This is a genomic window from Pseudomonas sp. PDM10 (assembly GCF_014852295.1).
Taxonomy (GTDB): domain Bacteria; phylum Pseudomonadota; class Gammaproteobacteria; order Pseudomonadales; family Pseudomonadaceae; genus Aquipseudomonas.
This window is the reverse complement of the sequence record NZ_JACVBJ010000001.1, coordinates 1,189,622-1,212,766: the sequence shown is the minus strand read 5'-3', so window position 1 is coordinate 1,212,766 and position 23,145 is coordinate 1,189,622. Positions and strand designations below refer to the sequence as shown.

Annotated in this window: 17 protein-coding genes and 4 tRNA genes; 4 read left to right on the top strand and 17 right to left on the bottom strand. The window is 60.0% G+C overall.

The window, feature by feature from the left end:
- Window positions 1-175: 175 nt before the first annotated feature.
- From IB252_RS05685 to leuC, 7 genes are all read right to left on the bottom strand, one after another.
- A complete protein-coding gene (locus IB252_RS05685) occupies window positions 176-3,043 on the bottom strand; it encodes a FimV family protein (protein ID WP_192407341.1) in 2,868 nt (955 codons plus the stop codon).
- 207 nt (window positions 3,044-3,250) lie between these two features.
- Complete coding sequence (locus IB252_RS05680) at window positions 3,251-4,261, bottom strand: aspartate-semialdehyde dehydrogenase (protein WP_111450535.1); 1,011 nt, start codon at window positions 4,259-4,261, stop codon at window positions 3,251-3,253.
- 249 nt (window positions 4,262-4,510) lie between these two features.
- Complete coding sequence (gene asd, locus IB252_RS05675; protein WP_192407340.1) at window positions 4,511-5,623, bottom strand: aspartate-semialdehyde dehydrogenase; 1,113 nt, start codon at window positions 5,621-5,623, stop codon at window positions 4,511-4,513.
- A gap of 69 nt (window positions 5,624-5,692) precedes the next feature.
- Window positions 5,693-6,775, bottom strand: a complete 1,083-nt coding sequence (gene leuB / locus IB252_RS05670) for a 3-isopropylmalate dehydrogenase (RefSeq protein ID WP_111450537.1) — start codon at window positions 6,773-6,775, stop codon at window positions 5,693-5,695.
- Between the two features lie 62 nt (window positions 6,776-6,837).
- Window positions 6,838-7,605 carry a class I SAM-dependent methyltransferase gene (locus IB252_RS05665; RefSeq protein ID WP_192407339.1) on the bottom strand — a complete coding sequence of 256 codons (768 nt, stop codon included), beginning with the start codon at window positions 7,603-7,605 and terminating at the stop codon, window positions 6,838-6,840.
- A 138-nt stretch (window positions 7,606-7,743) separates the two neighbouring features.
- On the bottom strand, window positions 7,744-8,388 hold the full coding sequence (leuD, locus tag IB252_RS05660) for a 3-isopropylmalate dehydratase small subunit (RefSeq protein WP_192407338.1): 645 nt from the start codon (window positions 8,386-8,388) through the stop codon (window positions 7,744-7,746).
- Window positions 8,389-8,398: 10 nt separating this feature from the next.
- A complete protein-coding gene (leuC, locus tag IB252_RS05655) occupies window positions 8,399-9,817 on the bottom strand; it encodes a 3-isopropylmalate dehydratase large subunit (protein WP_008151269.1) in 1,419 nt (472 codons plus the stop codon).
- A 146-nt stretch (window positions 9,818-9,963) separates the two neighbouring features.
- On the opposite strand from leuC, the gene IB252_RS05650 reads away from it, so the two are divergent.
- Both IB252_RS05650 and IB252_RS05645 read left to right on the top strand, forming a co-directional pair.
- Window positions 9,964-10,854 carry a LysR family transcriptional regulator gene (locus IB252_RS05650; RefSeq protein WP_111450539.1) on the top strand — a complete coding sequence of 297 codons (891 nt, stop codon included), beginning with the start codon at window positions 9,964-9,966 and terminating at the stop codon, window positions 10,852-10,854.
- A 64-nt stretch (window positions 10,855-10,918) separates the two neighbouring features.
- Window positions 10,919-14,197, top strand: coding sequence for an EAL domain-containing protein (locus tag IB252_RS05645; RefSeq protein WP_192407336.1), 3,279 nt, complete (start codon window positions 10,919-10,921; stop codon window positions 14,195-14,197).
- 104 nt (window positions 14,198-14,301) lie between these two features.
- Here IB252_RS05645 and IB252_RS05640 read toward each other — a convergent pair whose 3' ends face one another.
- The 10 genes from IB252_RS05640 to gltX form a co-directional block, all read right to left on the bottom strand.
- Entirely contained in the window at window positions 14,302-14,748 is a 447-nt protein-coding gene (locus IB252_RS05640; RefSeq protein WP_008151276.1) for an Hsp20 family protein, read from the bottom strand.
- A gap of 121 nt (window positions 14,749-14,869) precedes the next feature.
- Window positions 14,870-15,829: a tRNA dihydrouridine synthase gene (locus IB252_RS05635; RefSeq protein ID WP_008151277.1), complete on the bottom strand. Its 960-nt coding sequence runs from the start codon at window positions 15,827-15,829 to the stop codon at window positions 14,870-14,872.
- A gap of 166 nt (window positions 15,830-15,995) precedes the next feature.
- The gene (locus IB252_RS05630) at window positions 15,996-16,451 is read right to left on the bottom strand and encodes an acyl-CoA thioesterase (RefSeq protein WP_192407334.1); all 456 of its coding nucleotides are present in this window, start codon (window positions 16,449-16,451) and stop codon (window positions 15,996-15,998) included.
- Between the two features lie 48 nt (window positions 16,452-16,499).
- Window positions 16,500-17,333, bottom strand: a complete 834-nt coding sequence (locus tag IB252_RS05625) for an alpha/beta fold hydrolase (protein WP_192407332.1) — start codon at window positions 17,331-17,333, stop codon at window positions 16,500-16,502.
- Between the two features lie 31 nt (window positions 17,334-17,364).
- A complete protein-coding gene (locus IB252_RS05620) occupies window positions 17,365-17,904 on the bottom strand; it encodes a TetR/AcrR family transcriptional regulator (protein WP_008028313.1) in 540 nt (179 codons plus the stop codon).
- A 183-nt stretch (window positions 17,905-18,087) separates the two neighbouring features.
- A tRNA-Glu gene (locus tag IB252_RS05615) sits at window positions 18,088-18,163 on the bottom strand.
- A gap of 80 nt (window positions 18,164-18,243) precedes the next feature.
- Window positions 18,244-18,319: transfer RNA gene (locus tag IB252_RS05610), tRNA-Ala, on the bottom strand.
- A gap of 53 nt (window positions 18,320-18,372) precedes the next feature.
- Window positions 18,373-18,448 (bottom strand) — tRNA-Glu (locus IB252_RS05605).
- Between the two features lie 79 nt (window positions 18,449-18,527).
- Window positions 18,528-18,603 (bottom strand) — tRNA-Ala (locus tag IB252_RS05600).
- 204 nt (window positions 18,604-18,807) lie between these two features.
- A complete protein-coding gene (gltX, locus tag IB252_RS05595) occupies window positions 18,808-20,289 on the bottom strand; it encodes a glutamate--tRNA ligase (RefSeq protein ID WP_192407330.1) in 1,482 nt (493 codons plus the stop codon).
- Window positions 20,290-20,508: 219 nt separating this feature from the next.
- Between gltX and IB252_RS05590 the strand changes: the two genes are divergently transcribed.
- Together IB252_RS05590 and IB252_RS05585 are read left to right on the top strand one after the other, a co-directional pair.
- Complete coding sequence (locus tag IB252_RS05590; RefSeq protein WP_192407328.1) at window positions 20,509-21,558, top strand: HlyD family secretion protein; 1,050 nt, start codon at window positions 20,509-20,511, stop codon at window positions 21,556-21,558.
- The gene (locus IB252_RS05585) at window positions 21,548-23,098 is read left to right on the top strand and encodes an MDR family MFS transporter (RefSeq protein ID WP_192407326.1); all 1,551 of its coding nucleotides are present in this window, start codon (window positions 21,548-21,550) and stop codon (window positions 23,096-23,098) included. Before IB252_RS05590 ends, IB252_RS05585 begins: the two co-directional genes overlap by 11 nt.
- Window positions 23,099-23,145 lie beyond the last annotated feature (47 nt).

Genomic DNA, 23,145 nt, shown 5'->3' with positions numbered 1-23,145 from the left:
CGTTCCCACGCTCTGCGTGGGAATGCATCCCGTGACGCTCTGCGTCACATTCAGAAGCGGAACGCGGAGCGTCCCTGGCGGCATTCCCACGCAGAGCGTGGGAACGAGCTGTCGTGGACTGAAACAAAACGGCAGCCTCAATGGGCTGCCGTTTTGTTTACGCCTTACCGATCAATCAAGCCAGACGCGAAAGCATTTCCTTGGCTTCGGTCTTCTGACCTGAATCACCCTCGGTCACCACTTCATTGAGGATGTCCCGGGCGCCGTCGGCGTCGCCCATGTCGATGTAGGCCTGGGCCAGATCGAGTTTGGTCGCGACTTCGTCGGTGCCGGAAAGGAAATCGAATTCCGGCTCGTCAGCGGCGGAGGCCATCGCATCTTCCGCCGTGAAGCTCGGCTCGCCAAGGCTCTGGGACAGACGATCCAGTTCGGCGTTGACGTCTTCCAGTTCGGCGGCAAACGCGTCCGGAGCGTCTGGCGCGTCCATTTCGTCAGCCAGCGACAGGTCGAAATCGGCTGGCAGCTCCAGATCGTCCAGCGCAGCCGCAGGAACAGCCGGCGCTTCAGCGACAGGTATATCAAGGTCCTTGACGCCGTCATCCAGGCTCAACAGGAAGTCGTCTTCGGCCAGGGTCGCCGGCGAGGCATCCCCACCGAGATCCATATCCAGGTCGAAGTCCGACAGGTCATCGAGGTTTTCCTTGATGTCGGTCTGCTGCTGCAACACCGACTCGAAGCTCAGGTCGTCGTCCAGCGGGAACGCGTCCAGCTCAGCCACAGACACTGGCTCTGCTTTTGGTTCTGATTCTGGTGCAACCACTGCCGGAGAGGCCGCTTCCAGATCATCCAGGCTCAAATCGAAGGCACTGTCGAGATCATCGAGCTCAGGTTCAGGTTTTTCTGATGCTGGTTCGGGTGCTGGCTCGGGTGCAACCACTGCCGGCGAGGCAGTTTCCAGATCATCCAGGCTCAAATCGAAAGCACTGTCGAGATCATCGAGTTCTGGTTCCGGTTCTGGCTCTGGCTCTGGTGCAACCCCTGCCGCCGAGGCAGTTTCCAGATCATCCAGGCTTAAATCGAACGCAGTGTCGAAGTCATCAGGCACTGCCGGTGCCGGCGCCTCAGGCTCGTCCAGCAGCAGATCCTTGACGTATTGCGCGTCCAGTTCGGCAGCGATCGCAGCGGCTGCGATACCACCGGCTGCCGCAATGACCATGGCCGGGAAGCGGCTCTTGAGTTTTTCGACCTGAGCAAAGTTGTCCCCGTTGGCCACCAGCTGGCGTTCCTGGGCAACGAATGCATCGCGATCGCCTTGCTGACCGTAGACTTCCATCAGCTTGAGGCGCAAGTCACTGCGTTGCGGCTCTTGCTTGATCCCGTCTTCCAGCAAGGCAGCCGCCTGATTCAGACGACCGGCAGTGATGTGCGACTGCGCCTTGCTCAACACATCGTCATTGCGCTCGCCAGCAGGCGAAACCAATGGCGCAGCGATCGGCGGCGTTACCACAACCGGAGCAATCACCGGAGCCGGCGCGGGAGCCTTGGCTGGTGCAGGCGGTGGCGTTGGGGTTGGCGCGGTAGCGAGCTTCACGCTCGGCGGCGGCACTTCCAAATCATCGAAGATGCCTTTTGGCAGGTCGAGTTCAGCGGAGAACGCCTGCTCCTCGGCCAAATCACGGGCCATGCGCACATGCTTCTCGGCTTCTTGCTGGGCTTTGCGGCGACGTGCCAGCAACAACAGCAGGAACAACGCCACCACGGCACCGCCACCTGCCAAGCCCAGCAGCCACGGATTGGTCAGCAGTTCCTTGAATTGCTGATCGTCGGAGGCTGCCGGCGTCGGCTCGACAGGCTGCTCGGCCGGAGGCGCAGCGGCCTCGGGAGCAGCCGCTTCAGGCGCAGGTGCAGGCGTTGCATCAGAATTGGCCGCCAGTTCGGCTGACATCGCCGGAGGGGTCTCAGCAGATGCCGGCGCACCCGCCGCGCCTTCAGCCTGCAACTTGGCCAGTTGATTGTTTTTCAGTTCGATCAGGCGTTGCAGCTTGTCCAGCTGACTTTGCAGATCGGTCATGCGGCTTTTCAGTTCGGCGTTGTCACGACGGGTCGTGTCGAGGCTTTCCTGGGTCACGGCCAGCTTGTTGCTCAAATTCTTGGCTTCGCCCGCTGCGCCTTTGCCTCCGGCCTTGCCGGACTCGGCAGAGACCAGGCTCAGCTTGTCTGTCGCCGTTTGCGACGAAGGGCCTTCACCGCGAGCGCGCTTGGTGGCATCGAGCTGCTGCTGTCCGGTCCCGGGCTTCGCCACGTAGCGACGACCCTGACGCCACGCGGTGTTCTGCGCGGAGACTTCGGCAATTGCCTTCGGTTGCGGCAGATTGGTGCTCTGCGCCTGATCCGGCAGACGCAGCACCTGACCGGCTTTCAACCGGTTGATGTTGCCGTCGATAAAGGCATCCGGATTCAACGCCTGGATGGCCAGCATGGTTTGCTGGACCGAGCCGCCATTGCGCGTCTTCTCGGCGATTTCCCACAGGGTATCGCGCGGCGCGGTGGTGTATTGGGTTGCTTTGGTGCCACCGGTCACCGGTGCGGTGACGGTTTGCGTCGGTGCAGGCTGCGCAGCCGCTTCAGCGGTTTGCGGCGAGAATTTGGACGGATCGAGCAGCACGCTGTAATCGCGCAGCAGGCGACCGTTGGGCCACATCACCTGCACCAGGAATTTCACCATGGGTTCGGAGAGTGGTTTGCTGGACGTCACACGCAGGATGCTTTTGCCGCTGGCGTTGAGCACCGGGGTAAAGGTCAGGTCATTGAGAAACGCCTGGCGGTCGACACCGGCCTTGGCGAAATCTTCAGGCGAAGCCAGGCTCGGCACCACTTCGGCAGCGGAGAGGTCCTTGACGTCGAGCAACTCGATTTCTGCCACCAGGGGCTGGTTCAGCGTCGACTTCAGGGTCAATTCCCCGAGCCCGAGGGCATGCGCCATACCGGAGGACAGCGCCGAGGCGGCCGCTATTGCTAACACCAGTTTGCGAACTTGAACCATAGCCTCATCCTTTGTTTGAACATTCCTCGGCCAGCGAGAAGGTATTGATAGTCGCTGCCGTAAGGCATTGCGCGCGGCGGCGAAGAGTCATCGCGCGCGATCATTTCATTCATGCCACGCAAAGCCCCCCAGGGAGCCCGCCTTCAGCAGTCCGACCAAGCATAGCGCCCGGCTGGATTCATTCGACAAATTGTTGCCAAGTATCTTTTACAGCAGGTCTTTTATCAACAATTCAGCCACCTGCACAGCATTGAGCGCGGCGCCTTTGCGTACGTTATCTGACGTCAGCCACAAATTAAGTTCCGACAGGTCGTCGATCCCGTGGCGAACCCGACCAACGTAGACCACGTCCTGCCCTACCGCATCACCTACCGGCGTCGGGTAATCGCCGGCTTCCACCAACTCGATACCGGGCGCGTCTTCCAGGGCGGCGTTGACTTTTGCCAGGTCGATGTCGCTCGCTGACTGCAAGGTCACGTTAAAGCTATCGCCAAAAAACACCGGGGCTTGAATGCAAGTCACGGAAATCTTTAATAAAGGCAGCGCCATGACCTGACGCAGTTCGCGCACCAGGCGTTTTTCCAGCAGCGTATGGCCCTGATCATCAGGCTTGCCCACTTGCGCCAGCAGGTTGAAGGCCATCTGCCGATCGAAGAAGGTCGGCTCCAGCGGACGCACATTGAGCAGCTCGGCCGTTTGCCGTGCCAGCTCGGTCACGGCTTCGCGGCCTTGGGCGGAGACGGCCAGGCTGGCGGTCAAATTGATGCGTTGCAGATCGAGCAAGCCGAGCAACGGTGCCAGCACAACCGCCAGTGTAGTGGCCGAAGGGCTTGGACTGCTGACCTGGAACGGCTTTTTCAAACCGGCCAGCACCTGCGCGTTGGCTTCAGGCACGACCTGTGGCGCCTGATCAGCCGGCAAGGCGCCGGACAGGTCGATCAGCGAGCAACCGGCGGCTGTGGCACGCGAAGCGAAACTCAGGGTTACCGCCGGGCCGGCAGCGAAGAACACCAGCTGGACTTTACTGAAGTCGAACTCATCGACTTCCCGCACCCGTACGTTCTTGCCGCGAAACGGCACTGAATGCCCGGCCGATTCGCTGCTGGCGAGCAGGTGCAGATTGCCGACCGGGAAGTCGCGCTCTTCGAGAATCTGCACGAGCGTTTCGCCGACAGTACCGGTGGCGCCGATCACGGCAATATCAAAGGACTGGCTCATGGTTCTACCTCTGGCGAAACGGGGGGAGCGGCACTTTACCGGGTGGTTGGCATGCAGGCAATTCACGCCCACCCCGATCGTTCCCACGCTCTGCGTGGGAATGCCGCCATGGACGCTCTGCGTCCGTCGTTGAGGCAGTGACGCGGAGCGTCACGGGATGCATTCCCACGCAGAGCGTGGGAACGATCGGCGGGAACAAAAAAACCCGTACCTCTTTCAAGGCACGGGTTCTTTTATGACTTCAACCGATCAACGCTCAAGCAGGATCCGCAGCATGCGACGCAGCGGTTCGGCCGCGCCCCACAACAGTTGGTCGCCAACGGTGAACGCGCCAACGTACTGCGTGCCCATGTTCAGCTTGCGCAGACGGCCAACCGGCACGTTCAGGGTACCGGTGACCTTTGTAGGGCTCAGCTCCTGCATGCTGATTTCGCGGCTGTTCGGCACCAGTTTGACCCAAGGGTTGTGCTGGCTGATCAGCCCTTCGATATCAGCGATCGGCACGTCTTTGTTCAGTTTGATGGTCAGCGCTTGGCTGTGGCAGCGCATGGCGCCGATACGCACGCAGATACCATCGACCGGGATCGGGCTCTTGAAGCGACCCAGGATCTTGTTGGTCTCAGCCTGGGCCTTCCACTCTTCGCGGCTCTGGCCGTTCGGCAGTTCCTTGTCGATCCACGGGATCAGGCTGCCGGCCAGCGGTACGCCGAAGTTCTCGGTCGGGTACGCGTCGCTGCGCATGGCTTCGGCGACACGACGATCGATGTCGAGGATGGCGCTGGCCGGGTCGGCCAGTTGATCGGCGACAGCGGCGTGGGTCACACCCATTTGCTTGATCAGTTCACGCATGTGCTGCGCGCCGCCACCGGAGGCCGCCTGATAGGTCATGGCGCTCATCCACTCCACCAGACCGGCTTCGAACAGACCGCCCAGGCCCATCAGCATCAGGCTGACGGTGCAGTTGCCGCCGATGTAGTTCTTGGTGCCCGCGTCGAGTTGCTGGTCGATGACCTTGCGGTTCACCGGGTCCAGCACGATCACCGCGTCATCCTGCATGCGCAGGCTGGAAGCGGCGTCGATCCAGTAACCCTGCCAGCCGGCTTCGCGCAGCTTCGGGAACACTTCGCTGGTGTAGTCGCCACCCTGGCAGGTCAGAATCACGTCGAGGGTTTTCAGCTCATCAATGCTGTAAGCGTCCTTGAGCGGAGCAATGTCCTTGCCCACGGACGGGCCTTGGCCACCGACATTGGAAGTGGTGAAAAACACCGGCTCAATAAGATCGAAATCCTGCTCTTCCAGCATCCGCTGCATGAGCACGGAACCGACCATACCGCGCCAACCGATCAGACCTACACGTTTCATCGCAACTACACCTTCTTTAAAAAGTGGGCCGCTGCTTTCAAGAGTGAAAGTTGCAGCGGGCCAGAGAGATTACAGATTCCGCAGCGCGGCGACTACTGCGTCGCCCATTTCCTGCGTACCGACTTTAGTGCAACCGGCCGACCAGATGTCGCCAGTACGCAGGCCTTGGTCCAATACCAGACTGACGGCCTTCTCGATCGCATCAGCCGCATCCTGCAGATTGAAGCTGTAACGCAGCATCATCGACACCGACAAAATGGTCGCCAACGGGTTGGCAATGCCTTTGCCAGCGATGTCCGGCGCCGAACCGTGGCACGGCTCGTACATGCCTTTGTTGTTGGTATCCAGGGACGCCGACGGCAGCATGCCGATGGAGCCGGTGAGCATCGACGCCTGGTCGGAAAGAATGTCGCCGAACAGGTTGTCGGTGACGATCACGTCAAACTGCTTCGGCGCGCGCACCAACTGCATGGCGGCGTTGTCGACGTACATGTGGCTCAGTTCGACTTCTGGGTAATCCTTGGCCACTTCCTCGACGATTTCACGCCACAGTTGGCTGGAAGCCAGCACGTTGGCCTTGTCCACCGAGCACAGCTTCTTGCCGCGAACCATGGCCATGTCGAAACCGACACGGGCGATACGGCGGATTTCGCTTTCGCTGTACGGCAGGGTGTCGTAAGCCTGACGCTCGCCGTTTTCCAGGGTGCGAGTGCCACGTGGCGCGCCGAAGTAGATGCCGCCGGTCAGTTCGCGGACGATCAGGATATCCAGGCCAGCCACAATTTCAGGCTTCAGGCTCGAAGCCTCGGCCAGTTGCGGGTACAGGATCGCCGGACGCAGGTTACCGAACAGGCCCAGTTGCGCACGAATTTTCAGCAGGCCGCGCTCAGGGCGGATGTCACGCTCGATGGTGTCCCATTTCGGGCCACCCACGGCGCCCAGCAGTACAGCGTCGGCTGCGCGTGCACGATCCAGGGTTTCGTCAGCCAGCGGCACGCCGTGTTTGTCGATGGCAGCGCCACCGATCACGTCATGGCTCAGCTCGAAGCCCAGGCTGTACTTGTCGTTCGCCAGCTCCAGTACCTTGACCGCTTCGGCCATGATTTCCGGGCCAATACCGTCACCTGGGAGAATCAGAATCTGCTTGCTCATGCTTTCCTCATGTCATCAGTCGGTGCGCCCTTGGGGCACGCCCGGAAAAATTCGTTTGACGCTTATCTTTCAGCCATCAGCACCAGTACATCTGTACTGAACGAGCCATCGGCCTCAATCTCAAAATAGTCGCGCACTTCGTTGCCCATCGATTGCTGCAACTCCAGAATCGCGGCGCGCATCACTTCTGGTGTACGCATGCGCTCGACCCAGGAGGTGTACTCCAGACGCAGCCGTTGACGGGTAGTGCTACGGGTATGCAACCCCGCTTCGCTGACCTGACGCAACCACTCGCCGGCGGAATAATCGCGCACATGGCTGGTGTCGCGCAGCACTTCGACGCTTTGCAGGTAAGTGTCGAACAACGGACTGCCCGGTGACAACACATCGATGAACGCCGCCACGCCGCCCGGCTTCAGCACCCGGCGAACCTCACGCAGGGCCAGGCCGAGATCGCTCCAATGGTGCGCCGAATAACGGCTGAAGACGAAATCGAATTCGCCATCGGCGAATGGCAAGTGCTCGGCGGCGCCGTTGACCGTCGTGACATTGCTGTAACCACGATCAATCGCCGCTGCGGCGACCACGTCGAGCATTTGCTGGGACAGGTCGTAGGCCACCACTTCTTTCACCAACGACGCCACATGAAAACTCACATGTCCGGCGCCGCAACCCAGGTCCAGCACCCGGGCATCGCCCTGCCCTGCCAGCTCTGCCTGTAGCAACGCAAATTCGGTGCCCTGAGCGTGTACGGCGCTGCTCAGATAGGCCGAGGCTTGTTCACCGAATTGCTTTTGTACGACTTGGCTGTGCTGGGCGGTGCTGGTCATCGTAATGTCCTGATATTTTGTGTTGTAGGGGCTGCCGTCATCGCGAGCAGGCTCGCTCCCACAGGGGTTTTGTGTACGCCGCAAATCCACTGTGGGAGCGAGCCTGCTCGCGATGAGGCCGGCACTACCTACCGAGAATCAAACGTCGCGAAACAACCACGGCTGGCTCGCACGGTGTTTGGCTTCAAACGCCGCAATCGCTTCGTGGTCCTGCAAGGTCAGGCCGATGTCGTCCAGGCCGTTGACCAGGCAATGCTTGCGGAACTCGTCAAGTTCGAAGCGGTAGACCTTGCCATCAGGCCGGGTGACGGTCTGGGCTTGCAGGTCGACCGTCAACTCGTAGCCAGGATTCGCCTCGACTTGCTGGAACAACTCATCCACTTCAGCGTCGGTCAAGATGATCGGCAACAAGCCGTTCTTGAAGCTGTTGTTGTAGAAGATGTCGGCGTAGCTCGGCGCAATGATGCTGCGAAAACCGTACTCTTCCAGCGCCCATGGCGCGTGTTCACGGCTGGAGCCGCAACCGAAGTTCTCGCGGGCCAGCAGCACGCTGGCGCCCTGATAACGCTCGGCATTGAGCACGAAGTCCTTGTTCAGCGGACGCTTGGAGTTGTCCTGGTAGGCATAGCCCACGTCCAGGTAGCGCCATTCGTCGAACAGGTTCGGACCAAAACCGGTGCGCTTGATCGACTTCAAGAACTGCTTCGGAATGATCTGGTCGGTGTCGACGTTGGCACGGTCCAATGGCGCGACCAAACCGGTGTGTTGGGTAAAAGCTCTCATGTGCGGTTCCTCAGATCAGTTCGCGAACGTCGATGAAACGACCGTGGACGGCAGCCGCCGCGGCCATGGCCGGGCTGACCAGGTGCGTACGGCCACCGGCGCCCTGACGCCCTTCGAAGTTGCGGTTGGAGGTCGAGGCGCAATGCTCGCCCGACTCCAAACGGTCCGGGTTCATCGCCAGGCACATCGAGCAACCCGGTTCACGCCACTCGAAACCGGCTTCGAGGAAAATCTTGTCCAGGCCTTCGGCCTCAGCTTGCGCCTTCACCAGGCCCGAGCCCGGCACCACGATGGCTTGCTTGATGGTCGAAGCCACTTTACGGCCCTTGGCGATCACCGCCGCAGCGCGCAAATCTTCGATCCGCGAGTTGGTGCAGGAGCCAATGAACACTCGGTCGAGTTGAATGTCGGTGATCGCCTGATTGGCGCTCAAACCCATGTATTTCAAGGCGCGTTCGATGGAACCGCGTTTGACCAGGTCCATTTCCTTCGCCGGGTCCGGCACGTTCTGATCAACCGCCAGGACCATCTCGGGCGAGGTGCCCCAGCTGACTTGCGGCTTGATCTGAGTAGCGTCGAGCTCGACCACGGTGTCGAACACGGCGTCAGCGTCGGACACCAGGTCTTTCCAGGCTTCGACCGCCATGTCCCATTCCGCACCTTTCGGGGCAAATGGACGGCCCTTGACGTAAGCCACGGTTTTTTCGTCGGCAGCCACCAGGCCAACACGAGCGCCGGCTTCGATGGACATGTTGCAGATGGTCATGCGGCCTTCGACGGACAAATCGCGAATGGCGCTGCCGGCGAACTCGATGGCGTGGCCGTTGCCGCCGGCGGTGCCGATCTTGCCGATCACCGCGAGCACGATGTCCTTGGCGGTCACGCCGAACGGCAATTTGCCTTCGACCGACACCAGCATGTTTTTCATTTTCTTGGCCACCAGGCATTGCGTGGCGAACACGTGCTCGACCTCGGAAGTCCCGATGCCGTGAGCCAATGCGCCAAACGCGCCGTGGGTCGAGGTGTGCGAGTCGCCGCAAACCACAGTCATGCCCGGCAAGGTGGCACCCTGCTCCGGACCGATCACGTGAACGATGCCCTGACGCACGTCATTCATTTTGAATTCGGTGATGCCATATTCGTCGCAATAGTCATCAAGGGTCTGAACCTGCAAACGCGAGACCTGGTCGGTAATCGCTTCAATGCCGCCCTTGCGATCCGGAGTGGTCGGTACGTTGTGGTCTGGGGTGGCGATGATCGAGTCGACGCGCCAAGGCTTGCGCCCGGCCAGTCGCAGGCCTTCGAAAGCTTGGGGCGAAGTCACTTCATGGATGATGTGGCGGTCGATATAGATCAGCGACGACCCATCGTCGCGCCGTTTCACTTCATGGGAATCCCAAAGCTTGTCGTAAAGCGTTTTGCCGGCCATCAGACGGTCCTCATCAGCGTGTTTCTATGCCCTGGGTTTTGAACAATTCAATAACCCCTTGGCTTGTGAGGTCGATCCTAGGGGGTTACATTAAATAACTCAAATTCATATTTTTTATGCTTTGGATAACCAACTGGAATACTGCAATGGACCTTGCCAACCTCAATGCTTTTATCGCGATTGCCGAGACCGGTAGCTTCTCCGGCGCTGGCGAACGGCTGCACCTGACGCAACCGGCCATCAGCAAGCGAATTGCCGGGTTGGAACAGCAATTGAAGGTGCGCCTGTTCGATCGCCTGGGCCGTGAAGTCAGCCTGACCGAGGCTGGACGCGCCTTGCTGCCGCGGGCCTATCAGATTCTGAATGTGCTGGACGACACGCGCCGCGCCCTGACCAATCTGACCGGCGAAGTGTCCGGCCGCCTGACCCTGGCCACCAGCCACCACATCGGGCTGCACCGCTTGCCCCCCTTATTAAGGGAGTTCACCCGACGTTACCCGCAAGTTGCGCTGGATATTCAGTTCCTCGATTCGGAAGTGGCCTACGAAGAAATCCTCCATGGCCGCGCCGAACTGGCGGTCATCACCCTGGCGCCGGAGCCCCACGCATTGGTCAAGGCCACGCCGGTGTGGGACGACCCGCTGGACTTCGTGGTCGCCCCGGAGCACTCGCTGATCAGCCACGGCCCGGTCAGCCTGGCGGACATTGCCCTGCACCCGGCGGTTTTCCCCGGTGGCAACACCTTTACTCACCACATCGTCCGGCGCCTGTTCGAAGCTCAAGGCCTGACGCCAAACATCGCCATGAGCACGAATTATCTGGAAACCATCAAGATGATGGTCTCGATCGGCCTGGCCTGGAGCGTGTTGCCGCGCACTATGCTTGACGATCAAGTGGCCCGAATACCTTTACCGGGCATACAACTCACTCGCCAGCTAGGCTATATCCTGCACACAGAAAGGACACTATCGAATGCGGCGCGAGCCTTCATGGCCTTGCTGGATGCACAAATCGATCTGCCAGGAACTCTCGGCTAAGCTGTGCTACGTCTATAGGGCCTCGAGTCACTGACCTGACACCTCACTCAGCCAAGGCTTGCCAATGCCGAAATCTGTTGACCGTATTCCGCCGATGCCGCGTATACAGGCGCTTGACCCAAAACGGTCCGAGCAGAGCTGGGAAAGCGCCCCACAATTGCTGGCCGCCCTCAACGGTGCACATCTGGGCGCCTGGTATTGGGACATCGAGCGCGGGCAGATCAGTTGGTCGCGGGGTACCCAGGCGCTGTTCGGCTTTGATCCCCGGCAACCGCTGCCGGCGGATCTGGAATACCTCGACTTGCTGCCGCCAGAGGATCGGGCGAAAACCATTCGCGCCTTCGACGCGGTGATCGCCGGCGCCCCGCTGGAACAGGCGATGCATCACCGCATCCGCTGGCCCGACGGCAGCCTGCACTGGCTGGAAATCAACGGCAGCCTGCTGCCGGACAAACACGGCCGGCCACGGATGATCGGCGTCATCCGCGAAATCACCCACCAGCGCCAGCGCGAACAGGCGTTGAGCAGCTCGGAAAAACGCTTCGCCACCCTGTTTCACCTGTGTCCGAACATGGTCCTGCTGACTCGCCAGGAAGACGGCCTGATCAGCGAAGCCAACCAGTATTTCGAAAGCCTGTTTGGCTGGCCAGTACAGAATGCTATTGGTCGCACCACCCTGGAACTGGGCCTCTGGGTGCATCCAGAGCAACGGGCGCAACTGGTCAAAGCCACCAAGGCCAAGGGCGAACTGATCAACATGGAGGTGCAATTTCGTGCCAGCAACGGCCAGATCCACGACGGCATCCTCAGCGCACAAAAAGTTGAGCTCGAAGGCCAGCCGTATCTGCTGAGCACATTTCTGGACACCACCGAACGCAAAGCCGCCGAGCTTGCCCTGAAAGACAGCCAGGAGCGGCTCGACCTTGCTCTGGATTCGGCGCAACTGGGTACCTGGGACTGGCACATCCCCAGCGGCATGCTGTACGGCTCGGCACGCGCCGCCCAGCTACATGGGCTGGAAGCCATACCCTTCCATGAATCCTTCGACGAGTTTTTTGAAGGTGTGCCCGACGAAGAACGTGGCTCCATGCGTGATGCCTATCGCAGCCTGCGAGAAGGCCCGGCCGGCAATTATCAACTGACCTACCGCGTGCAATTGCCGGATGGCAGCTCGCGCTACCTGGAAAGCCGCGCCCGACTCTATCGCGATGAAAACGGTGCTCCGCTGCGCATGGCCGGCACCCTGCTCGACATCACCGATCAGGTGGAGCGCGAACAGCTGCTGGTGGCGTCCGAAGAGAAGTTCGCCACCCTGTTCCAGGTCAGCCCGGACCCGATTTGCGTGACCCGTCAGGACACCGGCCAATTTATCGAGATCAACTCCAGCTTCACCCAGACCTTCGGCTGGAGCGCCGCCGATGTGATTGGCCGCGTCGCCGACGAAATCGGACTATGGGACGCTTCGGCGCAAAGCCTGCGACGGATCGAGCAGGTCATCCGCGAACAGGGTCTGAACAATGTGGCGATCCTCGTTCAGCACAAAGACGGGCAAGCCCTGACCTGCGTGATTTCCAGCCGCCAGATCAGCGTCGGCGATCAGCCGTGCATCGTCACCACCCTGCGCGATATCACTCAGCAGCAACGCTCGGAAGCCGCGCTCAAGGCCAGTGAAGAGAAGTTCGCCAAGGCTTTCCACTCCAGCCCCGACGCAATCACCATCACCGAGCGCGACACCGGGCGTTATCTGGAGGTTAACGACGGTTTCTGCCGCCTGACCGGCTACCGCGCCGATGAAGTGGTTGGGCGCACGGTGTATCAGGTCGGCATCTGGGCCGAGGAAAAACAACGTTCGGCGCTGCTCGCCGAACTGCAGATCAAGGGCCGGGTGCATCACCAGGAAATGCTCGGGCGCAATAAACGCGGCGAGTTGCTGACCGTCGAAGTCTCGGTAGAACCGATCACCCTCAACGAAACCGCCTGCCTGCTGCTGACCGCGCGGGACGTCAGCCTGTTGAAAAACGCCGAAGCGCAGATCCGCCACCTGGCCTACCACGACCCGCTGACCAACCTGCCCAACCGCGCCCTGCTGATGGATCGCCTGAGTCAGCAGATTGCCCTGCTCAAGCGCCACAACCTGCGCGGCGCCCTGATGTTTCTCGACCTTGATCACTTCAAGCACATCAATGATTCGCTCGGTCATCCGGTGGGCGATACCGTGCTGAAAATCATCACCGCGCGCCTCGAAGCCAGCGTGCGCATGGAAGACACCGTCGCGCGTCTGGGCGGCGACGAATTCGTGGTGCTGCTCAGCGGACTCGAAGGCTCGCGCAATGAGGTCAGCGAGCAAGTCCTGCAACTGGCGGACACCTTGCGTGAATTGCTGTCGGAACCGATGTTCCTCGACGGACAACGCCTGCAAGTCACCCCGAGCATTGGCATCGCGCTGATTCCCGATCACGGTTCGACCCCGACCGACCTGCTCAAGCGCGCCGACATCGCCCTCTACCGGGCCAAGGATTCGGGCCGCAACACCGCGCAGATGTACCACAACACCATGCAGAAGGCGGCGAGCGAACGCTTGCGCATGGAAACCGACCTGCGCCAGGCCCTTTCCCGGGGTGAGTTCCGCGTGCATTACCAGCCTCAGGTCGACGCCCGGAACGACCGCATCGTCGGCGCCGAGGCGCTGGTGCGCTGGAACCATCCGGAACTCGGCGCGCAATCCCCCACCGAGTTCATCAAGGTGCTGGAGGACAGCGGGCTGATTCTGGAAGTGGGTACCTGGATCCTCGACGAAGCCTGCAGCGCCTTCAAACAACTAATCGCCAAAGGCCTGGTCAATCCGCTGGACTTCAGCCTGTGCGTCAACATCAGCCCACGGCAATTTCGTCAGAATGACTTTGTCGAACGCATCGAACACAGCCTCGAAAGCCACGGCCTGCCCTTCTCGCTGCTGAAACTGGAAATCACCGAAGGCATCGTGATCCAGAACCTGGAAGACACCATCAAAAAAATGCGTAGCCTGAAAAAACTCGGCGTGAGTTTCGCGATGGACGATTTCGGCACCGGTTATTCCTCGCTGACCTACCTTAAACGTCTGCCGGTCGACACCCTGAAAATCGACCAATCGTTCATCCGCGACGCCACCACCGACCCCAACGACGCCGAGATCATCCGCGCCATCGTTGCCATGGCCCGCAGCCTGGAATTGAAAGTGATTGCCGAAGGGGTAGAGACGCCGGAGCAGCTGGAATTCTTGCAGGGGCTGGGCTGCCATTTCTATCAGGGGTATTTGCACAGCCCGCCGCTGCCGGCGGAGGACTTCCAGAAGTTGCTCAAGTGAGAGCTGCACACCTGCAATTTTGTAGCAGCAGCCTCGCAGGCTCGGCAGCTGCTACAAATGGGCACAAAAAAGGGCGCCGGCGGCGCCCTTTTCATTGCGCTGCCTTAGTGCTGCAGCGCTGGCTTTTGCGTCCCGTTGATCGGGATGCGTTTGGCTTTCGCCTCTTCCGGAATTACCCGCAACAGGTCGATGCTCAACAAACCGTTGCTCAGACCGGCGGCCTTGATTTCGATATGGTCCGCCAGACGGAAGGACAGTTTGAAGGCACGCTGTGCGATGCCTTGGTACAGATAGGTGACGTCTTCGGTCGCGTCACGCTTGCCGCCACTGATGGTCAGCACACCTTTTTCCACTTGCAGCTCCAGGTCTTCTTCCTGGAAGCCGGCGGCCGCTACGACGATGCGGTATTGGTCGTCGCCGTGTTTTTCCACGTTGTAGGGTGGGTAGGTGCTGCCTGGCTCGTTGCGCAGAGCGGTTTCGAACAGGTCATTGAAACGGTCGAAACCTACCGAGGAACGGAACAGGGGTGCCATGGAAAATGCAGTACTCATGATTCAAATCTCCTGAAACATATCAGCAAGTTTTTTTGTCTCCGCGACCCGAATTCGGCATCGCGTAATCCTTAAATAAGGACCGCTGATTGCTTTTCAAGAGATTATCTACAGATTTTTTTCAGGCGGCTTCGGACACCTGAAGACCCAGTAAACGCGAGACATGATCCAGTTCGGTCTCACGACGCAGCACGGTGAACAGCTCGACCGCTTCGGGATAATTGCGGGTCAGCATCGCCAGCCACTGCTTCAAGCGACCCGGCGATTGGCGTGCCGTCATCTGCGCCTTGGCTTGCAACCAAAAGTCCTGAATCAATGGCAGCAACTCGGCCCAGGTCATCTCGACGACGTCCTCACCCGCCCGCGCCATTGCGATTTGCCGTGCCAGGTCCGGACGCGAAACCAGGCCGCGACCGAGCATGATGTCCTCGACGCCGCTGATTTCACGGCAACGACGCCAGTCTTCGACGCTCCAGATGTCGCCATTGGCGAATACCGGAACCTTGACCACATCCTGCACTCGGGGGATCCATTCCCAATGGGCCGGCGGCTTGTAGCCGTCAGTTTTGGTCCGCGCGTGGACCACGATGTGCGCCGCGCCACCTTCGGCCAGGGCCGTGGCACACACCAGCGCACCGTCCGGGCTGTCAAAACCGAGGCGCATCTTGGCAGTCACCGGAATGTGCGCCGGAACGGCACGACGCACGTGTTCGACGATCTGGTTCAGCAGCTCAGGCTCTTTGAGCAGCACCGCGCCGCCACGGGACTTGTTCACGGTCTTGGCCGGGCAGCCGAAGTTCAGGTCGATGACCTCGGATCCCAGCTCACACGCCAGCGCAGCGTTTTCCGCCAGGCATACCGGATCGGAACCGAGCAGCTGCACCCGCAGCGGCACGCCGGAGGCGGTGCGGGCGCCGGTCAGCAGTTCCGGGCCGAATTTGTGGTAATAGGCAGGCGTGAGCAGTTGATCGTTGATCCGAATGAACTCGGTCACGCACCAATCGATACCGCCCACACGGGTCAGCACGTCCCGCAGGATGTTGTCGACCAACCCCTCCATGGGCGCCAAAGCAATTTGCATGAAAAACACACTCAACGAAAAACGTGCGGCAGTTTACTGGATTGCGCGGAAAATCTGCAGAACATCGCAGATTCCCCTGTGGGAGTGAGTCTGCTCGCGATAGCGTTGTGTCAGCCAACAGTGATGCTGCCGATGCGCCGCTATCGCGAGCAGGCTCACTCCCACATTAGATTTTGGATGCTTCGAGATTTTGCGACAACAACGCGGGGCCGTAGCCCTCGATGAACTCCGCCGGCATGCGCTTGGGCTTGCCGGTCGACAATTCGATGCAGACGAAGGTGGTCTGCGCCCGCAGCAACGTGGTGTTATCACTGGGGCGCTTCAACTGGAAGTGCCGGGTCATTTTCAGGCGCTGGTCCCAATCGACGATCCAGGTCGCCAATTGCAACTCATCGCCTTCATAGGCGGCCGCCAGGTAATCGATCTCGTGCCGCACCACCGCCATTGCCCGATCCAGCCTACGATACTCGACCAGATCCAGCCCAAGCCGCTGGGAATGGCGCCAGGCACAGCGTTCGAGCCAGGTCACGTACACCGCGTTATTCGCGTGCCCCAACCCATCGATGTCCTCTGCGCCGACTTCCAGATCAATGATAAATGGCGTTGCCCGATCCCAGCCCATGCCCCACTCCCGGTCAGAAAATTTTCACCGGGGCAGTGTAACGGATGCTCAGGCCGATTGGCGCGATTGCAGACTGCGACCGGCGAGCAACGAGAGAACGCCTTCGGTCACCCGAGGGTCAGCCAGCACCCGTTGATGACCACCCTCCTCCAGGCGCAACAGACGGCTATCAAACCAGGCCTCGTTGATCAGCTGCGATTCCTTGACCGGAACGTAGCAGTCGTCTTCGGCGTGAACGATCAGGCCGGGCATATCGAGCTGATAGTGCGCGACATCCAGGGCCGCAGCGCGCATGCCGACGTCTCTTTCGACCTGACGTATGAACGCCGAGCGGGCTTTCGGTGGCAGCCGTACATAGCGGGCGAAACCGCGCAATACGCCGAGAATCCGCGCAGGGGCTGCGATAGTGACCAGGGTTTCGGTACGCAGGCCCAACTGAACGGCGAGCATGGCACTGGCGCCGCCCATCGAGTGGCCGATGACGGCTTGCAGCGGTGGCAACTCGGCAGCAGCCTCAAGCATGGCCCGGGCGAACAGCACCACATTGGCCTCGCGACCCGGCGAACGACCGTGGGCCGGACCGTCCAGCGCAACCACGGTGTAACCGGCATCGACCAGCGCGGTGATCAGACTGGCGAACTGCGTCGGCCGGCCTTCCCAACCGTGCATCAGCAACACGGCAGGGCCTTGCCCCCAACGCAGCGCCGAGAGACCGAAGCGCAAGGTGATTCGCTCGGACTTCGCCAGCAGCGGCAATTCCCAATCACGCGGCGGCAGTTCCCGCGGTGTCATGAATGCCAGTCGCATTTTGCTCGCGACCAGTTTCGGTGCGAACCAGCCCAAGGTGCCATTAACGCCACGAACCCACTTCAACGTGCTCATCGCTCTCACTCCTCAGGCCAATGCCTTTAGGTCACAGCACCGCAGACTTGGCGGCGCGCAGCAATCGATCGGACAATTCTCCTGGCCCCAACGCGCGAGCCAAAGCCAAACCACCGACCATCAAAGCCATGTCGGCCAAGGCTTTGTCGGTGTCTTCCGGGCTGGCCGCCAACTGCGCGACCATCATTTCCACATGCTCATTCAACGCCACGCGAAACGCGTCCGGCAGACGCCCCAGCTCGCCGACAGAAGCCGGAATCGGGCAGGCTGACTCAGAGGAATCACGGTGTTTGCGCGACAGATAAAACGCAGCAACCAACGCGCGACGTTCTTCGCCGGTCAATTCGGCGTCCATATCGGCGATCAAGCCACGGCGATGACCGAGCAGTTGCTTGAACGCTTCCAGCATCATCGCGTCCTTGCTTTCGAAGTGCGCGTAGAAACCGCCGACGGTCAGGCCGGCCGCACCCATCACTTCGCCCACGCTCGGTTCGGCCGGGCCGCGCTGAATCAGCGCTGCGCTGGCAGCCTTGAGGATGCGTTCGCGGGTTTGAGCTTTTTTATCGTTCATCGTTGCCTCCGAATATTACGACTAGAATATTATTCTCATAATAATTTTACGCAAGTCGTGGATGTGACCGCTGGTCTGAAGAACAGTTTGAAAGAAATAGGGGATTTGGCCAAACGCCAGACAAACAAAAGGGCCATTCAATAATTGAATGACCCTTATAAAATCCCGCAGAGCGGGTAATCGTGGCGTCCCCTAGGGGACTCGAACCCCTGTTACCGCCGTGAAAGGGCGGTGTCCTAGGCCACTAGACGAAGGGGACGCAAAACCTTCTATACAACTGATCAGTGCTGAGAGCTGATCGATTCAAGGCCGGTGTGGCCAGACCTTGAACTGTAAAATTGGTGGAGCTAAGCGGGATCGAACCGCTGACCTCCTGCATGCCATGCAGGCGCTCTCCCAGCTGAGCTATAGCCCCGGATTTTTCGCCTCGCGGCGGAGCGACATCTTGCAACATCGCTTCTGTAAAACTGGCGTCCCCTAGGGGACTCGAACCCCTGTTACCGCCGTGAAAGGGCGGTGTCCTAGGCCACTAGACGAAGGGGACGCAAACCCTTCTATACAACAGATCACCGCTGAGTGGTGATCGCTTCAAGGCCGGTGTGGCCAGACCTTGAAGTGTAAATTGGTGGAGCTAGACGGGATCGAACCGTCGACCTCTTGCATGCCATGCAAGCGCTCTCCCAGCTGAGCTATAGCCCCTCATCGCTGAGGACGGGGCGAATCTTAATGGCGCATCGGAAAGCTGTCAAACTTATTTTTAAAAAATTTCAAAGTTTTTTGCCGACATAACAATCACTTACCGCCCTCCCCCTGCAAAACCGGGGTAGCGCCGAAGAGCTGGATCAAAAGATCGTCCGAACGCGGCCCGAACCTTCGGCAGCTCCTACGCAGGATCAAACAATTTTAGGCGATGCTGCCCAAGAGTTTTTCCCACTCCTTGTTTTCCTTCTTCGACACGCCGCCCAGCAAGTCGATCGCCTGGCGCAGACGGAAACGGGTCAGGTCCGGACCCAGGATTTCCATCGCATCGAGCACCGACACCGAACTGGCCTGGCCAGTGATCGAGGCGAACATCAGCGGCATGGCGTCACGCAGCTTCAGCTCCAGGGATTCGACCACCGCCTGGATCGTTGCGGTGATGCTGTCCTTTTCCCACTGACGCAGGCTTTCCAGCTTCCACAAAATCAACTGCATCAACTGACGCACCTGATCGCCCGACAGTTTTTTGGATTCAAACAGCTTGACGTCCGGGTTCACACCACCGGCGAAGAAGAAACCGGCCAGCGGTGCAACCTGGCTGAAGGTTTCGACGCGGCCCTGTACGTGCGGCGCGATCTTCATCATGTATTCCGGGTTCAGCGCCCATGTTTGCAGGCGCGAAGCGAACTCTTCCACCGGCAGGTCACGCAACCACTGGCCGTTGAGCCACGACAGTTTCTCGATGTCGAAAATCGGCCCGCCGAGGGAGACGCGGCTCAGGTCGAAGTTGTCGACCATTTCCTGCAGCGAGAACTTCTCGCGCTCGTCCGGCATCGACCAGCCCATGCGACCGAGGTAGTTGAGCATCGCTTCCGGCATGAAACCCATGCGCTCGTAGAACGTCACCGAGGTCGGGTTCTTGCGCTTGGACAGCTTGCTCTTGTCCGGGTTACGCAGCAGTGGCATGTAGCACAGCTCGGGTTGTTCCCAGCCGAAGTACTCATAAAGCAGGATCAGTTTCGGTGCCGAAGGCAGCCACTCTTCGCCGCGCAGAACGTGGGTGATGCCCATCAGGTGGTCATCGACCACGTTGGCCAGGAAGTACGTCGGCAGGCCGTCGGTCTTCATCAGCACTTGCATGTCCATACGATCCCACGGGATCTCGACGTCGCCACGCAGCATGTCCGGCACCACGCAAACGCCTTCGCTCGGCACTTTCATGCGGATCACATGCGGCTCGCCAGCGGCCAGGCGACGCGCGACTTCTTCCTTGGACAGCAACAGCGCACGGCCGTCGTAACGCGGGGTTTCGCCGCGGGCCATTTGCTCGGCGCGCATCTGGTCCAGCTCTTCAGCGGTGCAGAAGCACGGGAAGGCGTGGCCCATCTCGACCAACTGCTGGCAGTACTTCTGATAGATATCGCCACGCTCGCTCTGACGGTAAGGACCGTGCGGGCCGCCAACATCCGGGCCTTCGCTCCAGTCGATACCCAACCAGCGCAGGGCGTCGAAAATCTGTTGTTCGGACTCGCGGGTCGAACGCAATTGGTCGGTGTCTTCGATCCGCAGGATGAACTCACCGCCGTGCTGCTTGGCAAAGCAGTAGTTGAACAAAGCGATGTAAGCGGTACCTACGTGGGGATCCCCGGTAGGCGATGGCGCGATGCGAGTGCGGACGGTGGTCATGGCAAGTCTCGAAATGAAGATAAAACAAAGGGCGAATGGTAACAGGCGTTGGCCGCCCGGCTCCAGTGAGCAGGGCATTTAAGCCAAGGTTGCGTCTACAACGCGCTCTAGCCTTGGTGAATGGCCGATTATCGGCCGATGGCATTTACCCATCATTCGCTGTATGCCAGATTTGACCACTGATAACTTTCCTTACAAATTCTCGACTACAGTCTGCCCATGCCTGCCCAACTCAAGCGTCGCCTGTTTATTTTCCTGCTGCTCGTCCTGCTGGTTGCCGGGGGCTTTTTCGCCCAGTGGTTCTTCAAGGGGCGATTCTACGAAAGCACCGACAACGCTTATGTCCAGGGCGAGATCACCCGTGTGTCGAGTCAATTGGGCGCGCGCATCGATCAGGTGCTGGTGCAGGACAACCAGCACGTCGAGAAAGGTCAATTACTGATCAAGCTCGAAGGCGATGATTTCCACCTCGCCGTCGACCGCGCCAACGCCACCCTCGCCACCCGTGAAGCCGAACGCCTGCAAGCCCGAAGCAAACTGACTCAGCAAGCCAGCCTGATCGCCGCCAGCGAGGCGCAAGTCGCCTCCAGCCAGGCCAGCCTCGGTCGTTCGCAAATTGATCTGTCTCGCGCGCAAACCCTGCGCAAACCCGGCTATGTCTCGGAAGAACGGGTGACCACCCTCTCCGCCGACAACCACATCGCCCGCTCGCAAGTGACCAAGGCCCAGGCGGACGCACAAAGTCAGCGCCAACAAATCAACTCACTGAGTGCCGAGATCAAACGCCTCGACGCCATGATCGCCAATGCCAAAACCGATCTGGCCCAGGCCGAACTGAACCTGACCCGCAGCGAAATCCACGCCCCCATCAGCGGCCTGATCGGCCAGCGCGCCGCCCGCGAAGGCCAGTATGTGCAGGCGGGTGCTTACTTGATGTCGATCGTGCCGGATCAGGACATCTGGATTCAGGCCAACTTCAAGGAAACCCAAATCGGCCATATGCAGCCCGGCCAAAAAGCCGAACTGACGTTCGATGCCTACAGCGACACGCCCATCGAAGCACGAGTCGATAGCCTGTTCGCCGCTTCAGGCGCGCAGTTCAGCCTGCTGCCGCCGGACAATGCCACCGGCAACTTCACCAAAGTCGTACAACGGATTCCGGTAAAACTGACCTTCGCCGCGGACAATCCGCTGCAAGGCAAGATTCGTCCGGGCATGTCAGTCACCGCCAAAGTGAATATTAAAGACGCCCCTGACGATGGCCGGTGATCAACTGATCCGCCCGGTCGGCGAACCGACCCGGCGGGACTGGATCGCGGTCATGAGCGTGATGCTCGGTGCCTTCATGGCAGTGCTCGACATCCAGATCACCAACTCGTCGCTCAAGGATATTCAGGGCGCGCTGTCGGCGACTCTGGAAGAAGGCTCGTGGATTTCCACCTCGTACTTGGTCGCGGAAATCATCATGATCCCGCTGACGGCGTGGCTGGTGCAGTTGCTCTCGGCGCGGCGACTGGCGGTGTGGGTGTCCCTCGGATTTCTCGCTGCTTCCCTGCTCTGCTCCATGGCCTGGAGCCTGGAAAGCATGATCGTCTTCCGCGCCTTGCAGGGCTTCACCGGCGGTGCGCTGATCCCGCTGGCGTTTACCCTCACGCTGATCAAACTCCCCGAACACCACCGAGCCAAAGGCATGGCGATGTTCGCCATGACCGCAACGTTCGCGCCTTCCATCGGCCCGACCCTCGGTGGTTGGTTGACCGAGAATTGGGGCTGGGAATACATCTTCTACATCAACATTCCGCCGGGCCTGATCATGATCGCCGGTCTGATGTACGGCCTGGAGAAGAAAGAAGCCCATTGGGAACTGCTGAAAAGCACCGACTACCTCGGCATTCTCACGCTGGGCGTCGGCCTCGGTTGTTTGCAGGTGTTTCTAGAGGAAGGCCATCGCAAGGACTGGCTGGAATCGAGCCTGATCGTGGCCCTGGGCAGCATCGCGCTGGTCAGCCTGATCACCTTTGTGATCGTGCAGACGTCCAAGCCCAATCCGCTGATCAACCTCGGCATCCTGCGCAATCGCAACTTTGGTTTATCGAGTATTTCCAGTGTCGGGATGGGTGTCGGATTGTACGGCTCGATCTACCTGTTGCCGCTGTACCTGGCGCAGGTCCAGAACTACAACGCCCTGCAGATCGGCGAAGTGATCATGTGGATGGGCGTGCCGCAGCTGTTTTTGATACCGCTGGTGCCGAAGCTGATGAAGTACGTCTCGCCGAAATGGCTGTGCACGCTGGGTTTTGGGCTATTCGGATTGGCGAGTTTTTCATCGGGCGTGTTGAACCCGGACTTCGCGGGGCCGCAGTTCAATCAAATCCAGATCATCCGCGCGCTGGGCCAGCCGCTGATCATGGTGACCATCTCGTTGATCGCCACGGCGTACATCCTGCCGCAGGACGCGGGTTCGGCGTCGAGCCTGTTCAACATCCTGCGCAACCTCGGCGGCGCGATTGGCATCGCCCTCCTCGCCACGTTGCTGGATGCGCGAACCAAGACTTACTTTGATTATTTACGGGAAGCGATTGTGCCGACCAACCCGCAGGTGGCCGAGCGCATGGCGTCGCTGACGGATCGGTTTGGCAGTGAGACGGCCGCGCTGGGCAAGCTCAGCGAAATTGCACATCAGCAGGCGTCGATCATGGCTTACAACGATGCGTTTCACTTTGTCGGGATCGCGCTGGGGATCAGCATGCTGGCGGTGTTGCTGACCAAGGCGTTGCCGGCGGGGCTTAAGGCTGGCGAGGCACATTGAGACCGAGGCGCGGCCATCGCGAGCAAGCTCGGCTCCTACAGGATAGA

Bases quoted from the DNA above. Each gene is read 5' to 3' on its own strand.
- IB252_RS05650 (WP_111450539.1), top strand. From the start codon at position 9,964: ATGGACCTTGCCAACCTCAATGCTTTTATCGCGATTGCCGAGACCGGT.
- IB252_RS05640 (WP_008151276.1), bottom strand. From the start codon at position 14,748: ATGAGTACTGCATTTTCCATGGCACCCCTGTTCCGTTCCTCGGTAGGT.
- leuD (WP_192407338.1), bottom strand. From the start codon at position 8,388: ATGAGAGCTTTTACCCAACACACCGGTTTGGTCGCGCCATTGGACCGT.
- IB252_RS05630 (WP_192407334.1), bottom strand. From the start codon at position 16,451: ATGGGCTGGGATCGGGCAACGCCATTTATCATTGATCTGGAAGTCGGC.
- leuB (WP_111450537.1), bottom strand. From the start codon at position 6,775: ATGAGCAAGCAGATTCTGATTCTCCCAGGTGACGGTATTGGCCCGGAA.
- leuC (WP_008151269.1), bottom strand. From the start codon at position 9,817: ATGGCCGGCAAAACGCTTTACGACAAGCTTTGGGATTCCCATGAAGTG.
- asd (WP_192407340.1), bottom strand. From the start codon at position 5,623: ATGAAACGTGTAGGTCTGATCGGTTGGCGCGGTATGGTCGGTTCCGTG.
- gltX (WP_192407330.1), bottom strand. From the start codon at position 20,289: ATGACCACCGTCCGCACTCGCATCGCGCCATCGCCTACCGGGGATCCC.
- IB252_RS05590 (WP_192407328.1), top strand. From the start codon at position 20,509: ATGCCTGCCCAACTCAAGCGTCGCCTGTTTATTTTCCTGCTGCTCGTC.
- IB252_RS05680 (WP_111450535.1), bottom strand. From the start codon at position 4,261: ATGAGCCAGTCCTTTGATATTGCCGTGATCGGCGCCACCGGTACTGTC.
- IB252_RS05645 (WP_192407336.1), top strand. From the start codon at position 10,919: ATGCCGAAATCTGTTGACCGTATTCCGCCGATGCCGCGTATACAGGCG.
- IB252_RS05665 (WP_192407339.1), bottom strand. From the start codon at position 7,605: ATGACCAGCACCGCCCAGCACAGCCAAGTCGTACAAAAGCAATTCGGT.
- IB252_RS05620 (WP_008028313.1), bottom strand. From the start codon at position 17,904: ATGAACGATAAAAAAGCTCAAACCCGCGAACGCATCCTCAAGGCTGCC.
- IB252_RS05635 (WP_008151277.1), bottom strand. From the start codon at position 15,829: ATGCAAATTGCTTTGGCGCCCATGGAGGGGTTGGTCGACAACATCCTG.
- IB252_RS05625 (WP_192407332.1), bottom strand. From the start codon at position 17,333: ATGAGCACGTTGAAGTGGGTTCGTGGCGTTAATGGCACCTTGGGCTGG.
- IB252_RS05585 (WP_192407326.1), top strand. From the start codon at position 21,548: ATGGCCGGTGATCAACTGATCCGCCCGGTCGGCGAACCGACCCGGCGG.
- IB252_RS05685 (WP_192407341.1), bottom strand. From the start codon at position 3,043: ATGGTTCAAGTTCGCAAACTGGTGTTAGCAATAGCGGCCGCCTCGGCG.